The 13,586-nt window shown below is 71.4% G+C and carries 13 protein-coding genes and 1 pseudogene (1 of these 14 only partly in view); 4 read left to right on the top strand and 10 right to left on the bottom strand.

Features of this window, described 5'->3' with window-relative positions:
• Positions 1-489 carry the 5' portion of a DNA-3-methyladenine glycosylase gene (locus NYF13_RS29890; protein WP_315661248.1) on the bottom strand. Its footprint begins 141 nt before the window's first position, so the window shows 489 of its 630 coding nt (coding positions 1-489); its start codon is at positions 487-489; its stop codon lies beyond the left edge, outside the window.
• A gap of 120 nt (positions 490-609) precedes the next feature.
• Between NYF13_RS29890 and NYF13_RS29885 the strand changes: the two genes are divergently transcribed.
• Genes NYF13_RS29885 through NYF13_RS29875 form a run of 3 tightly spaced genes read left to right on the top strand, consistent with a single transcriptional unit; the run spans position 610 to position 2,512 of the window.
• Positions 610-1,179 carry a hypothetical protein gene (locus NYF13_RS29885; RefSeq protein ID WP_315661247.1) on the top strand — a complete coding sequence of 190 codons (570 nt, stop codon included), beginning with the start codon at positions 610-612 and terminating at the stop codon, positions 1,177-1,179.
• Positions 1,176-1,847: a DUF4166 domain-containing protein gene (locus tag NYF13_RS29880; protein ID WP_315661246.1), complete on the top strand. Its 672-nt coding sequence runs from the start codon at positions 1,176-1,178 to the stop codon at positions 1,845-1,847. Before NYF13_RS29885 ends, NYF13_RS29880 begins: the two co-directional genes overlap by 4 nt.
• Positions 1,847-2,512 carry a TetR/AcrR family transcriptional regulator gene (locus NYF13_RS29875; RefSeq protein WP_315661245.1) on the top strand — a complete coding sequence of 222 codons (666 nt, stop codon included), beginning with the start codon at positions 1,847-1,849 and terminating at the stop codon, positions 2,510-2,512. Before NYF13_RS29880 ends, NYF13_RS29875 begins: the two co-directional genes overlap by 1 nt.
• 18 nt (positions 2,513-2,530) lie before the next feature.
• Here NYF13_RS29875 and argH read toward each other — a convergent pair whose 3' ends face one another.
• The 9 genes from argH to NYF13_RS29830 form a co-directional block, all read right to left on the bottom strand.
• Positions 2,531-3,946, bottom strand: coding sequence for an argininosuccinate lyase (gene argH / locus NYF13_RS29870; RefSeq protein ID WP_315661244.1), 1,416 nt, complete (start codon positions 3,944-3,946; stop codon positions 2,531-2,533).
• Between the two features lie 48 nt (positions 3,947-3,994).
• The gene (locus tag NYF13_RS29865; protein WP_315661243.1) at positions 3,995-4,495 is read right to left on the bottom strand and encodes an arginine repressor; all 501 of its coding nucleotides are present in this window, start codon (positions 4,493-4,495) and stop codon (positions 3,995-3,997) included.
• Positions 4,492-5,418: an ornithine carbamoyltransferase gene (gene argF, locus NYF13_RS29860; RefSeq protein ID WP_315661241.1), complete on the bottom strand. Its 927-nt coding sequence runs from the start codon at positions 5,416-5,418 to the stop codon at positions 4,492-4,494. Before argF ends, NYF13_RS29865 begins: the two co-directional genes overlap by 4 nt.
• Entirely contained in the window at positions 5,418-6,671 is a 1,254-nt protein-coding gene (locus NYF13_RS29855; protein WP_315661239.1) for an acetylornithine transaminase, read from the bottom strand. Before NYF13_RS29855 ends, argF begins: the two co-directional genes overlap by 1 nt.
• Positions 6,668-7,588, bottom strand: coding sequence for an acetylglutamate kinase (gene argB, locus NYF13_RS29850; protein ID WP_315661237.1), 921 nt, complete (start codon positions 7,586-7,588; stop codon positions 6,668-6,670). The genes NYF13_RS29855 and argB overlap by 4 nt, the downstream gene beginning before the upstream one ends.
• Positions 7,585-8,745, bottom strand: a complete 1,161-nt coding sequence (gene argJ / locus NYF13_RS29845; protein WP_315661236.1) for a bifunctional glutamate N-acetyltransferase/amino-acid acetyltransferase ArgJ — start codon at positions 8,743-8,745, stop codon at positions 7,585-7,587. Before argJ ends, argB begins: the two co-directional genes overlap by 4 nt.
• Positions 8,742-9,770, bottom strand: a complete 1,029-nt coding sequence (gene argC, locus NYF13_RS29840) for an N-acetyl-gamma-glutamyl-phosphate reductase (RefSeq protein ID WP_315661235.1) — start codon at positions 9,768-9,770, stop codon at positions 8,742-8,744. Before argC ends, argJ begins: the two co-directional genes overlap by 4 nt.
• 648 nt (positions 9,771-10,418) lie before the next feature.
• Positions 10,419-10,919, bottom strand: a complete 501-nt coding sequence (locus tag NYF13_RS29835) for a helix-turn-helix domain containing protein (protein WP_315661234.1) — start codon at positions 10,917-10,919, stop codon at positions 10,419-10,421.
• 193 nt (positions 10,920-11,112) lie between these two features.
• Complete coding sequence (locus NYF13_RS29830; RefSeq protein WP_315661232.1) at positions 11,113-12,708, bottom strand: alpha/beta hydrolase; 1,596 nt, start codon at positions 12,706-12,708, stop codon at positions 11,113-11,115.
• A 130-nt stretch (positions 12,709-12,838) separates the two neighbouring features.
• Between NYF13_RS29830 and NYF13_RS29825 the strand changes: the two are divergent.
• Positions 12,839-13,492: pseudogene (locus NYF13_RS29825) on the top strand (DNA alkylation repair protein).
• Positions 13,493-13,586: the final 94 nt, after the last annotated feature.

Below are 13,586 nucleotides of genomic sequence, written 5' to 3'. Positions count from 1 at the left end.
GGGCACCCGCTCCCCCACGCGCAGCCGCACCGGCGAGGACGGGTCCGTGAGGTCGACCCCGTTCTCCGCGCGGTCGACCCGCAGCACCGAGGTCAGGATCGCCGGGCCCTTGGCCAGCTCGCCCCGGCCTCGCGCGTTCGGCCGCCGTTTCCGCACCAGGTCCAGGCCCTCGACCACCTCACCGGCGCGCAACAGCACCGCACCCGGCGTGCCGTCTTCGGTGCCGACGATGTTGGCGCAGAAGTGCATGCCGTAGACGAAGTACACGTACAGGTGCCCGGCCGGGCCCCACATCACCGCGTTGCGCGGGGTCTTGCCGCGATAGCAGTGCGAGGCCGGGTCGTCGGCCCCGCGGTAGGCCTCGACCTCCACCAGCCGGACGGCGACGGTGCCGTCCGGTCCGTCGGCCTCCAGCACCGCGCCCAGCAGCAGGTGCGCCAGCTCGACCGGGTCCAGGGCCAGTTCCTCACGCCGGAACAACCGGTCCACGCGCGCTCCCCTCGTTCCCCGTCAGCCTAGCCAGGGCGCCTCGGCCACCAGCACTTGAGCGACCGCTCAATCGTGCGCTACAGTTTTGAGCAGTCGCTCAAAACCGGAAGGAGGCTCGTGATGAGCCGAAGAGCGCTCTACGTCGAGACCGTGATCCGCACCGACCTGGACACCCTGTGGGCCCACACTCAGGACCCCGAGCTGCACCGGCGCTGGGACCTGCGGTTCGGCGAGATCGAGACGAGCGGGCCGGGCCAGTTCGCCTATCGCACGCGGGTGCTCGGGCTGAGCATCGGCGGGACGGGCACCCACGCCGGCGAACGGCGACGCCCGGACGGCACGCGCACCTCGGCGCTGAAGTTCGGCTCCCAGGACTCGCGCTCGCTGATCCGTTCGGGCGCCGGGTACTGGCGCTACACCCCGGAGCGCGGCGGCGTCCGGTTCGTCGCCGGTTTCGACTACGAGACCCGCTGGGGTCCGGCCGGGCGGCTGGCGGACCGGGCGTTCCGCCCGTTGTTCGGCTGGGCCACGGCCTGGTCGTTCGACCGGTTGCGGATCTGGCTCGAAACCGGCACCCCGCCCGAACGGCAGGCCTGGCTCGCCCCCTCGGCCGACCGCTGCCGTCGCGCCCCCGCCCGGCGCCGCGACGGCGTCGCCCCGTCCCTGCTGAGCACCCTGGAGCGACCGTGACCGGCATCTTCGCCCACGCCCTCGGCGAGGACTTCGACCAGTTGCACCCGCGGATGCGCGAACGGCTCAGCCTGTCCACGGAGGACGGCGTCGGCATGATCGGCCACGGCGTGATGGACGAGATCCGCCGCGGCCCGGCCTGCCTCGGGCCGTTCCTGCGCCTCGGCGCGAGCCGGCACATCCTGTTCCCCGAGCGGGGCCGGGACGTGCCGTTCACCATCGAGAATTACCCGTACATCGACTCGCACGGCCGCGAGACGGTGTCCTTCGTGCGCACCTTCGAGCTGCCCCGTCGACGGCGGCGCTTCGACGCGCAGATGGTCTGCGCCGGCGGGCGGATCGTCGACTACCTGGGCACCCACCAGCACCTGGCGGTGGACCTGGACATCTCGGTGCGCCCGGACGGCGGGTTCCGCATCCGCTCCGGCGAGTTCCGGCTGGGTGAAGGGCCGCTGCGCGCGGTGCTGCCGCCCGCGATGGTCGGCGCCGCGCGGGTGGACGAGTGGTTCGACGAGGCCAGCGGGCGGTTCCGCATCGAGGTGGCGGTGGTGAACCCGCGCTTCGGCCTGCTGTTCGGCTACCACGGCTCGTTCGCGGCCCGGTTCGTCGACCTCACGACGGGGGTGAGCGGCGCGGTGAAGCCCCTGCGTGAGAAGGTCCTGGACTGATGACCAGCCGCCGGAGTCCCAGCTCGTCCGAGACGAAGCAACGCCTCGTCGACGGCGTGCTGGAGACCATCCGGCGCCACGGCATCACCGCTGTTTCCGCCCGCACGGTCGCGACCGCCGCGGGCGCGAACCAGGCACTGATCTTCTACCACTTCGGCAGCGTCGAGGAACTCGTCGCGCAGGCGTGCATCGGGGCGACCGAGGAGCGGGTGGCCGGTTATCGCGAACGCTTCGCGGCCGTCGGCACCGTCGGCGAACTGCTGGAGCTGGGCCGGGAAGTGCACGAGGGCGAGCGCGCGGAGGGCAACCTGGCCGTGCTGGCGCAGGCGCTGGCCGGCGCGCAGGCCGGCGGGCGGCTCGCCGAGGCGACCCGTGAAGCACTCGACAAGTGGGTGACCGAGGTTCGCGCGGCGCTGGAACGGGTGCTGGCCGGTTCGCCGATGGCCGACCTGGTCGACCCGGACGGGCTCGCCCACGCGGTGTCCGCCGGGTTCCTCGGGCTGACGCTGTTCGAGTCGGTCGATCCCGAAGGCGGACGGCGGGCGCTGGACGCCCTGGACCGGCTGGCCTCGCTGGTGGACGTCGTCGAGGGCCTCGGCCCGGTCGCGACGCGCGCGGTCCGCGCCCGGCTGCGCAAGGCCGGACGGGGCCGGGACGGGAAGTGACCGCCCCGGCTCACCGACCTATCCGAGCCACTTCCGGTGGGTCGCGACCCGCTCCTCCAGCCGGGCACGCTGCTCGGCGACGCGCTCGGGCGCTGTACCGCCGCGGGAGTTGCGCGAGCGGACCGAGCCCTCGACGGTCAGCACTTCGCGCACGGCCGGGGTGAGCGCCGGGTCGATGGCCTGGAACTCCTCGTCGGTCAGCTCGTCGAGGCCGACGCCGCGGCCCTCGGCCACCCGGACGCTCTCCCCCGCCGCCTCGTGCGCCACCCGGAACGGAACCCCCTGGCGCACCAGCCATTCCGCGATGTCGGTGGCCAGGGTGAAGCCCGCCGGGGCCAGTTCGGCCAGCCGTCCGGTGTGGAAGGTCAGCGTGGCGAGCATCCCCGCGATCGCCGGGAACAGCAGCTCCAGCTGCTCGACGGAGTCGAAGACCGGCTCCTTGTCCTCCTGCAAGTCGCGGTTGTAGGCCAGCGGCTGCGCCTTGAGCGTGGCCAGCAGCCCGGTCAGGTTGCCGATCAGCCGGCCCGCCTTGCCCCGCGTCAGCTCCGCCACGTCCGGGTTCTTCTTCTGCGGCATGATCGAGCTGCCGGTGGCCCACGCGTCGTCGAGCGTGACGTAGCCGAATTCGGCGGTGTTCCAGATGACCACCTCTTCGGCGATCCGGGACAGGTTCACCGCCAGCATGGCCACGGAGAACGCGAACTCGGCGACGAAGTCCCGCGAGGCAGTGCCGTCGATGGAGTTCTCCACGCTCGTGTCGAAGCCCAGCTCGGTCGCGACGGCCTCCGGGTCGAGCCCGAGCGAGGAACCGGCCAGCGCTCCCGAACCGTAGGGCGACTCCGCCGTGCGAACGTCCCAGTCGCGCAGCCGGGAAACATCGCGCAGCAGTGCCTGGCCGTGGGCCAGCAGGTGGTGCGCGAGCAGCACGGGCTGCGCGTGCTGCAGGTGCGTGCGGCCGGGCAGGATGACCCCGGGGTGGCGCTGGGCTTGCGAAACCAGCGCGTCGACCACGTCGAGAGTGCCCGCCACGACGCGGCGGGCGGCGTCACGCAGCCACATCCGGAACAGCGTGGCCACCTGGTCGTTGCGCGAGCGGCCGGCGCGCAGCTTGCCGCCCAGCTCGGTGCCCGCCCGTTCCAGCAGGCCCCGCTCGAGGGCGGTGTGCACGTCCTCGTCGGCGACCGTCGGGGTGAACGCGCCCGATTCGACGTCGCGGTCCAGCGCGTCCAGCGCGTCCAGCATGCCCGCCAGCTCGGCTTCGGTGAGCAGCCCGGCCTGGCGCAGCACCCGCGCGTGGGCCCGCGAACCGGCGATGTCGTACGGCGCCAGTCGCCAGTCGAAGTGCGTCGATGCGCTCAGCGCCGCCATGGCCTCCGCCGGGCCGCTGGCGAACCGCCCGCCCCACAACTGCACCGGCTGGTCTTTCCCGCTCACTGCTGGCCTCTCCTCGTCAGGTCCCGGTGCCCGCACCGGGTGGTGCGGTCATTCCGCGTTCAGCATGGACGAACGCTGCGCCAGTGCGGCGAAGCGCTCGGCCAGATCCTTCCCGGTCAACGGCTCTCGCGCGATCACCGCGACCGTGTCGTCGCCCGCGATGGAGCCGACGACCTCCTCCAGCGCCGCCCGGTCGATGGCGCTGGCCAGGAACTGCGCCGCGCCCGGGGGCGTGCGCAGCACCGTGAGGTTGCCCGAAGCGTCCGCCGAGACGAGCAGCTCGGCCAGCAGTTTCGCCAGCCTCGCCGTACCGCCTTGCACCCCGCGCACCGGGCTGCCGTCCTCCGGGATGACGTAGACCGGGGCACCCGAGTCGGCACCGCGCAGCTTGACCGCGCCGAGCTCGTCGAGATCACGCGACAACGTCGCCTGGGTGACCTCGATCCCCTCGGCCGCCAGCAGTTTCGCCAGCTCGGTCTGGCTGCGGATGGCCATCGTGGACACCAGTTCGGTGATCCGCGCCTGGCGCCCGACCCGGCTGCCGCTCATCGGGCCGGCTGCCCGGACAGCCAGACGAGCAGGGCCTTCTGCGCGTGCAGCCGGTTCTCGGCCTCGTCCCACACCGCGCTGGCCGGGCCGTCGAGCACCTCGTCGGTGATCTCCCAGCCGCGGTGCGCGGGCAGGCAGTGCAGCACGATCGCCTCATCCGCCGCGCGCTTGAGCAGCTCGGTGTTGACCTGCAGCGCGCGGAACGGGCCGATGCGGTCGAGGCCGTCGTTCTCCTGGCCCATGGACGTCCAGGTGTCGGTGACCAGCACGTCGGCCCCTTCGACCGCGGCGTGCGGGTCGGTGAACGCGGTCGCGCTGCCGCCGGTGGCGGTGCCGCGGTGCTTGGCGTCGAGCACCACCTGCTGGTCGGGCTGGAAGCCCTCGGGCGAGACGACCCGCACGTGCATCCCCGCCGTGACCCCGCCGAGCAGCAGCGAGTGGGCCATGTTGTTGGCGCCGTCGCCGAGGTAGACCAGGCTGAGCCCGGCGAGCCGGCCCTTGCGCTCGCGGATGGTCATCAGGTCGGCGAGCACCTGGCACGGGTGAAACTCGTCGGTGAGCGCGTTGACGATCGGGATCGACGCGACCGAGGCCATGGCGTCGATGCGCTTCTGCGCGAAGGTGCGCCACACCACGGCGTCGACGTAGCGCGACAGCACGCGCGAAGTGTCCTCGATGGTTTCCTCGCGCCCGAGCTGCATCGAACGGCCGTCCACGATCAGCGGGTGACCGCCGAGCTGGCTGATGCCGACCTCGAACGAGACCCGGGTGCGCGTGGAGTTCTTCTCGAAGATCGCGGCTACTGTCTTGCCGGCCAGCGCCTGGTTCCCGAGCGGGTCGGCCTTGAGCTGGTCGGCCAGATCGAGCAGCGCGGCCTGCTCGGCGGAGCTGACGTCGTCGTCGCGGAGGAAGTGGCGGGGCATCAGTCGGTTTCCTTCGGGGTGCTGGTCTTGGGGGTGCTGGTCTCAGGGGTGTCACCGGCGGCGGAGTCGGCACTGGTGAGGGCGTCCGGGAGGGCCGCGAGGAAGCCCTGGGCCTGCGTTTCCCCGAGCACCAGCGGCGGGGCGAGCCGGAGGGTGTCCGGCGCGACCGGGTTGACCAGGTAACCGGCGTCCTGCACGGCCCGGGCCACGGCGGCGGACACCGGCTTCCGCAGCGTGATGCCCAGCAGCAGTCCCGCGCCGCGCACGCCGCTGACCAGCGGGTGGCCCAGTGCTTCGACGCCGGCCGCGATGTCCTTGCCCAGCGCGGAAACGTGATCGAGCAGGCCGTCGCGGGCGAGGACGCGCAACACGGCGAGGCCGGCCGCGCAGCACACCGGGTTGCCGCCGAAGGTGGTGCCGTGCTGGCCGGGCTTGAGCAGCTCGCCCGCCGCGCCGACCCCGATCGCCGCGCCCAGCGGCAGCCCGCCGCCGAGGCCCTTGGCCAGCGTGATCACATCCGGCACGATCCCCACCTGCTGGAAGGCGAACCAGGTGCCGAGCCGGCCGATGCCGGTCTGCACCTCGTCCAGCACCAGCAGCGTGCCGGTGGCCTTGGTGATCTCGCGCGCGGCCTGCAAGTAGCCGTCCGGCGCCGGGACCACCCCGGCCTCGCCGAGCACCGGCTCCAGGAAAACGGCCGCGGTGTCGGTGTCGACCGCCGCGCGCAACGCCTCGACGTCACCGAACGGCACGTGCGTGACCCCCGGCAGCAACGGCGCGAACGGGTCGCGCTTGCCCGGCTGGCCGGTGAGCGTCAGCGCGCCCATCGTGCGGCCGTGGAACGCGCCCTCGGCGGCGACGATCTTGGAGCGGCCGGTCAGCCGGCTGATCTTCAGCGCGGCCTCGTTGGCTTCGGCCCCGGAGTTGACGAACAGGACCTTGCCCTGCCCGGTCAGCCCCGCGACGTCCAGCAGTGTCTCGGCCAGCTCGACCGCGACCGGGTTGACGTAGAGGTTCGAGGTGTGGCCCAGCGTCGCGATCTGCTCGGTGACCGCGCGGACCACGTCGGGGTGGGCGTGCCCGAGCGCGTTCACGGCGATGCCGCCGACGAGGTCGACGTACTCGCGGCCGTCGGCGTCCCACACCTTCGCGCCCTCGCCGCGGACCAGGGTCAGGCCGGGGGTGCCGTAGTTGTCCATCACGGCCGACTGCCAGTGCTGCCGTCCGTCCACATTGGACGTGAGAGGGGTCACGGGAGCTCCGTTTCGGGAAGGACCATGGTACCGATGCCACGGGAGGTGAAGACTTCCAGCAGCACGGAGTGGGCGAGCCGGCCGTCGATCACGTGCGCGCCGCGCACGCCACCGCGGACCGCGCGGACGCAGGCCTCCATCTTCGGGATCATGCCGCTGGCCAGTCCCGGAAGCAGCTTCTCCAGCCGGTCGACGCCGATGCGGTCGATCAGCGAGGAGCGGTCGGGCCAGTTCGCGTAGAGGCCTTCCACGTCGGTGAGCACCACGAGCTTTTCGGCGCCCAGCGCCGCGGCCAGCGCACCGGCCGCGGTGTCGGCGTTGACGTTGTGCACCACCCCGTCGACGTCGGGGGCCACAGTGGACACCACGGGGATGCGCCCGGCGTTGACGATGTCGAGCACCGCGTCCGGGTTCACCGCCGCCACTTCGCCCACCAGGCCGATGTCGACCTGTTCACCGTCCACAGTGGCCTTCTTGCGCTGGGCGGTGAACAGCCGCGCGTCCTCACCGGAGATGCCCACGGCGTACGGGCCGTGGGCGTTGATCAGCCCGACCAGTTCCCGGCTGACCTGGCCGACCAGCACCATCCGGACGATGTCCATCGTCTCCGGCGTGGTCACCCGCAGGCCGCCCTTGAACTCGCCCTCCACGCCGAGCCGGTTCAGCATCGAGGTGATCTGCGGGCCGCCGCCGTGCACCACGACCGGGTGCAGGCCGGCCAGCCGCAGGAACACCATGTCCTGGGCGAACGCGGCCTTGAGCCGGTCGTCGATCATGGCGTTGCCGCCGTACTTGACCACCACGGTGGCGCCGTGGAACCGCTGCAGCCACGGCAGCGCCTCGATCAGCACCCCGGCCTTTTCGGCCGCGGTGGTGAACCGCTCGTCCGCGGAGACCAGCGCTTCGGGGCCGGTCACGACGAGTACGCGCTGTTCTCTTCGACGTACCCGTGCGAGAGGTCCGTGGTGTAGACGGTCGCCTCGGCCTCGCCGACCCCGAGGTCGACGACGATCACCACGGCCCGGCCGGACAGGTCCGCGGCCGAGCGGTGCTCGGCGGTGGTGCCGGCGGCGAACAGCGTGGCCCCGTTGATCGTGATCGACACCGTGTCCGGGTCGATGCGCGCGGGCGCGCGGCCGAGCGCCATGGCGATCCGGCCCCAGTTCGGATCGGAGCCGAACAAGGCGGTCTTGACCAGGTTGTCCTCGGCGATGGTACGGGCGACCACCTCGGCGTCGGACTCGGAGTCCGCGCCCCGCACGGTGATGTCGACGTCCTTGGTCGCGCCTTCGGAGTCCGCGCGCAGCTGCAGCACCAGGTCACGCGCCACGGTGGTGAGCAGGTCCGTGAGCTCGGCCTCGGCGGGCTCGGCACCGCTCGCCCCGGAGGCCAGCACGAGCACGGTGTCGTTGGTGGAGGTGCCGCCGTCGACGTCGAGCCGGTCGAAGGTGACGTGCGTGGCGGCGCGCAGGGCGCGGTCGAGGGTTTCCCCGTCCACCACGGCATCCGTGGTGATCACCGACAGCATGGTGGCCAGGTTCGGCGCGAGCATGCCGGCCCCCTTGGCGAACCCGCCGACGCTCCAGCCGTCCTCGTGCTTCGCGAACGCCTGCTTCGGCTTGGAGTCGGTGGTCATCACGCCGGTGGCGGCGTTGAGTCCCGCCTCCAGACCGGTGTCGAGCGCCTTGACCGCACTGTCCACACCGGACAGGACCGCAGCCATCGGCAACCGCTGCCCGATCAGCCCGGTGGAGCACACGGCCACCTCGATGGCCCCGGCGCCGAGCACCTCGGCCACCTTCTCCGCGGTGGCGTGCGTGTCCTGGAAGCCACCGGGCCCGGTGGCCGCGTTGGCGCCCCCGGAGTTGAGCACCACGGCCTTGAGCCGGCGCTGCTTGAGCACCTCCTGCGACCACAGCACGGGCGCGGCCTTGATCACGTTGCGGGTGAACACTCCGGCGGCAACGTCGAGCGGGCCGTCGTTGACGACCAGCGTGAGGTCGAGCGCGCCGGAGTCCTTGATGCCCGCGGCGACGCCGGCGGCGCGGAAGCCCTGAGGGCCGGTAACGGTCACGGTGCCACTCCCACAGTGGAAAGTCCGGTGGCCTCGGGGAATCCGAGGGCCAGGTTCATCGACTGCACGGCACCGCCCGCGGTGCCCTTGGTCAGGTTGTCGATCGAGCTGACGACGACCAGCCGTCCGGCGTCGGCGTCCACCCCGAGTTGCAGGGCGACGTTGTTCGAGCCGAGCGTCGCACCGGTCGTGGGCCAGACGCCCGCGGGCAGCAGCTGCACGAACGGCTCAGCGTCGTAGGCCTGCTCGTAGACCGCGCGCGCGGCCGCTTCGTCGGCCTCGCCGGTCAGCGGGGCGCTCGCGGTGGTGAGGATGCCGCGCGGCATCGGCGCGAGGACCGGCGTGAACGACACGCTGACCCTCGTCCCGGCCACGGCGGACAGGTTCTGCGCGAACTCCGGCGTGTGCCGGTGCGCTCCCGCGACCCCGTACGCGCCGGCCGACCCCATCACCTCGGACCCGAGCAGGTTCGGCTTGAGGCTCTTGCCCGCCCCGGACGTACCGGTCACGGACACGACCGTGACCTCCAGCGCGACCAGTCCCGCGGCCAGCGCCGGCGCCAGTGCCAGCGAACCGCCGGTCGGGAAGCAGCCCGGCACCGCGATCCGCTTGGCGCCCACGAGCTTCTCCCGCGCCCCGGGCAGCTCCGGCAGCCCGTACGGCCACTGCCCGGCGTGCTCACCGCCGTACCAGCGCCGCCAGTCGGCCGGATCGGCCAGCCGGTGGTCCGCCCCGAGGTCGACCACGAGGACGCCGGGCCCGAGCTGAGCCGCGATCTCCGCCGAATGCCCGTGGGGCAACGCGAGGAACACGACGTCGTGCCCGGCCAACGTGTCGGCGCTCGTCTCCGCCAGCACCCGCCCGGCCAGCGGCACCAGATGCGGCTGGTGCGTGCCGAGGGTGGTCCCGGCGCTGCTGGCCGCAGTCAGCGCGCCGATCTCGACCTCGGGATGACCGAGCAGCAGGCGCACCAGCTCGCCCCCCGCGTACCCGCTCGCCCCGGCCACCGCGATCTTCACCGTCATACGAATGATTATGCACGACGGTGCAATCTCAAACAAACAGGGTTTGACCCACTGGTCTCCCGTTGTCCGCTCCGCAGTAGCTGCAGGTGCCGTTGACCGCAGGTGCCGGTGCGAACCGGTCCCCAGCGTCGCCATCCACGACGAGACCATCCGCAGCCGGATCTACCTCGACACCACCGCCTCCCACAGCACCATCCTCAGCCGGTCCGGCCGATCGACTTCGCCCCACGAGACCTCGGCCCCGCAGCAATGCCAACGCCCGCCTCGCAGCTAGTCCACGCCAGAGCGAGCCCGTCGAGACCGACACCGTCGCCGAGCCACCGTGCCGCCCCGTAGGCCTCACATCTCGACTACCCCACCTCCCCGCAGTTCACGATCCAGGCAACTCACTCCTCGCCCTCTCGATCTACGTCTCCGTTCGTCATCTCGCTATCCGTCTCCCCGTAGCTCGATCTGCGCGCAACCGGCTCCGCAACCCGGGCTTCCGCACGATCCGCGCGCCGCACCTCGGCCTCGGCACTTCCGACGTCCTCGCGTCCCAGCCACCGCACAACCCCACACTCGTGCCTCAGTCGTCACCCGACTCCTCCCCAGCCCCCGCGGATGCCCACCCGGGCAGGCATCCAGGGCGGGCGACTGCGAGCGGGCTCAGAACTCGTCACCGCCCAGCTCCTCACCTCCCGGCTCCTCGCGAAGGCTTGGTGGCATCGGCAGATGGTTGCCGGGCTTCTCCGGATCGCAACAGACCCGGGGCAACCGGGCTCGGATCCCGCCGGGGGTGCGCTCGAAGTCGCGCGCCAGCTCGGAGACTGGGTCTCCGGCCAGCCACCGGCGTTCCAGCTCCGCGTCCATCTCCTCGCTCCACGGCCGGCCCTGCTGGGCCGGCCGTTCCCCGGTTCTTCGGCGACCCGCGCCACCTCCGCCGGCGAAGGCCAGCAGGCTTCCGCCGAGCAGTTCGGCCACGACCGGCACCGCGGCGGAGTCGAGTTCGAGCCGGCCCTGCGCGACCAGCTCGCCACCGGGGCCCTCCCCGCCCACGGTGACGACGACGCGCGATTCCTCCTGCGCCCCCGTGCGGGTGACGACAGTGACTTGGTACTGGACATTTCCCGACCGGACCTCGGTCCGGTGCTCTTCGATGATCGTCATGCCGCGACGGTAGCGACCACCCCCGACAATTTTCGCTCACCGGCTGTGCGTGACCGGCTGCGCTCCGAAATTGTCAGACCCTCGTCGTACCGTCACCACCGACCACGAACAGCGACCGAGGAGGCCCGGTGAGTGAGGGAAAAGAACGGTGCCCCGGTCTGGCGAACCAGACCGGGGCACCGGGAGACACGGCTCAGGAGTGCAGCATCTGCGCGAGCGCGTCCTGCTTGATCCGCGCACCCGGCTGGGTGTCGGACTTCGCCTGCCCACCCGCGGACGCCGCGGCCGGAACGGGCTGGGGCACCGGATCGCACTGGGCGTCGGAGTGGTTGCCCGGCGTGCGCTTCGGCAGGGCGCCGGTCGACAGGTAGTCGGCGACCTTGTCGTCCACGCAGGCGACGCCGGACAGCGAACCGGCGTGCGTGGTGCCGCCGGGGGCGCTGATCAGGCTCGACTTCGGGAACAGCTTCCGCACCTCAAGGCTGCCGGCGTACGGCGTCGCCGCATCGAGTTCCTCGCTGATCAGCAGGGCGCCGGAGACCTTGCTCCCATCGACGTGCACCGGCTTGCCCGGCTTCGCCGGCCAGTTCACGCACGGGGCGTTGTACCAGGCGTTGCCCCAGGTTTCGAACGGTGCCCGGAAGTAGGTCGTCCAGTTGTCGAAGCGCCAGCGGTTCCAGTTCGTCGGCCACTGCACGTCGGAGCACTGCACGGCGCTGTACACGGCATAGCCGTTGTCGTTGCCCGGGGTGTTCGAGTTGTCGTAGAGCGTCTTGAGCGTCTGCCAGTCACCGCGGTGGACCCAGCCGTCGAACGCCTTGGCCATGTCCTCCCAGCCGAACACGTAGTAGCCGGCCTGCAGGAAGACGTCGGTCCACTCGTCGCCGCCGATCACGCCGCCCGCGGCGTTGCGGTCGAGCTTCCGCTGCTGTTCGTACCAGAGCTTCTCCACGGCGTCGGCGGTCCGGCCGAGGTGGTAGACGCTGTCGTACTTCGCGAGCCAGCCGAAGTAGATCTTGATGTTGCGGTCGAAAGCCACGTCCTGGTCCAGGTTGGCCTGGTACCAGACGTTGCGCGGGTCGACGTTGCCGTCGAGCACCATGCGGCGCACGTGCCCCGGGAACAGGGTGCTGTACACCTGCCCGAGGTAGGTGCCGTAGGAGAAGCCGTAGTAGTTGATCTGCTTCTCCCCCAGCGCCTTGCGCAGGCTGTCCATGTCCTGGGCGACGTCGGTGGTCTTGATGTGGTCGAGGATCGCGCCGTTCTTGGCGCACGCGTCGGCGTAGCCCTTGGTCTTGTCGAGCCAGCTGCGCTCGATCCGCGACGTCGTCGGCACGTACGGCGTGCGGTCGTAGCCGAAGTAGTTCTTGTCGCAGGACAGGGCGGGCTTGCTGGAGCCGACCCCGCGCGGGTCGAACCCGATCCAGTCGTAGCTGTCGCCGGCGTGGTTGGGCACGGCCCCTCCGAGCCGCGACAGGCCGAGGCCGGAGCCGCCGGGACCGCCGGGGTTCACCAGCATGACGCCCTGGTATTGGGCGGTCTTGTGCTTGATGCGGGAGACGGCCACCTCGACCTTGTCCCCCGCGGGCTTCGCGTAGTCCATCGGGACCACGAGGAAGCCGCACTCGGCACCGGCGTTCTTGAGGCTCGCCGAGGCGCACCCGCCCCAGCTGATCGGCGCCGGGGTGAAGTCCGGGGTCCTGGCCGGGGCCGCTGTGGCGGCGGGAGCGGCGGCCAGCGCGCCGGCCGCGACAGCCGCGGCGGCGAAGGCGGCAACGATTTTCTTCACAGAGTTCCTTTTCGTCCGCGGGCAACCCGAATTCGTCGAAACTACCGACCGTGCGCAACAATCTCCTCGCACGACACGAGTTGCGCCATCCACCTTTCGTCGGTATTCGGCACTGGGGAGGTGACCCCGTATGGGCGCGGGCAAGGCGGTGATCTCCGGGATCCGAACCGGACTCGCCGAGCTGGCGGATCCGGTCCGGGCTCCGGCCATGCAGGCCTCCATGAAATCGGCGATGCCGTTTCGGGGAGTGCCCAAACCGGCGCGGAGCGTGCTGATGCGAAGAGTGCTGTCCGCCCATCATTTACCCGATCGAGTGGTATTCGAGGCGACCGTACGAGAGCTGTGGCAAGAGGCCGAATTCCGCGAGGAGAGGTACGCGGCCATCGCTCTCTCCGGGCACCGGGCCTACCGCCGCTGGCAGGATCCGGATCTGCTCGGATTGTACGAGGAGATGATCGTCAGCGGTGCCTGGTGGACCCATCCTGCGCAGTGACCGGGCCACGGTCACTACGACCCTGCGGCGATGGGTCGGCGACCCGGACCGGTGGCGGCGCCGCACGGCCGTCATCTGCCAGGTGGGCGCGAAGCAGGACACCGATCGGGCTCTGCTCGCGTCAGCCGTCGAGGCCACCATCGGCGACTCGGACTTCTTCCTGCGCAAGGGGATCGGCCGGGCCCTGCGCGACTACGCCAGGACGGCGCCGGACTGGGTCCGCGGTTCGTCACCGACCATCCGGACCTGTCCGGACTGTCCACACGGGAGGCACTGAAGCACCTGTCCTGAAGCCCCCACGAACGAGTGACGCACGGGAGGAGACTCGGAACAGCCATCAACCAGATGCTCACAGCCGTGGCAAACCCGACCGAACAGGGGAGGC

The organism is Amycolatopsis sp. PS_44_ISF1, assembly GCF_032335455.1.
Taxonomy (GTDB): domain Bacteria; phylum Actinomycetota; class Actinomycetes; order Mycobacteriales; family Pseudonocardiaceae; genus Amycolatopsis.
Note: the sequence above shows the minus strand (reverse complement) of the source record. Positions and strands in the feature narration are given on the sequence as shown.

Excerpts from the sequence above, each read along its gene's own strand:
- NYF13_RS29835 (WP_315661234.1), bottom strand. The coding sequence starts at position 10,919 with ATGACGATCATCGAAGAGCACCGGACCGAGGTCCGGTCGGGAAATGTC.
- NYF13_RS29865 (WP_315661243.1), bottom strand. The coding sequence starts at position 4,495 with ATGAGCGGCAGCCGGGTCGGGCGCCAGGCGCGGATCACCGAACTGGTG.
- NYF13_RS29885 (WP_315661247.1), top strand. The coding sequence starts at position 610 with ATGAGCCGAAGAGCGCTCTACGTCGAGACCGTGATCCGCACCGACCTG.
- NYF13_RS29875 (WP_315661245.1), top strand. The coding sequence starts at position 1,847 with ATGACCAGCCGCCGGAGTCCCAGCTCGTCCGAGACGAAGCAACGCCTC.
- argF (WP_315661241.1), bottom strand. The coding sequence starts at position 5,418 with ATGCCCCGCCACTTCCTCCGCGACGACGACGTCAGCTCCGCCGAGCAG.
- argC (WP_315661235.1), bottom strand. The coding sequence starts at position 9,770 with ATGACGGTGAAGATCGCGGTGGCCGGGGCGAGCGGGTACGCGGGGGGC.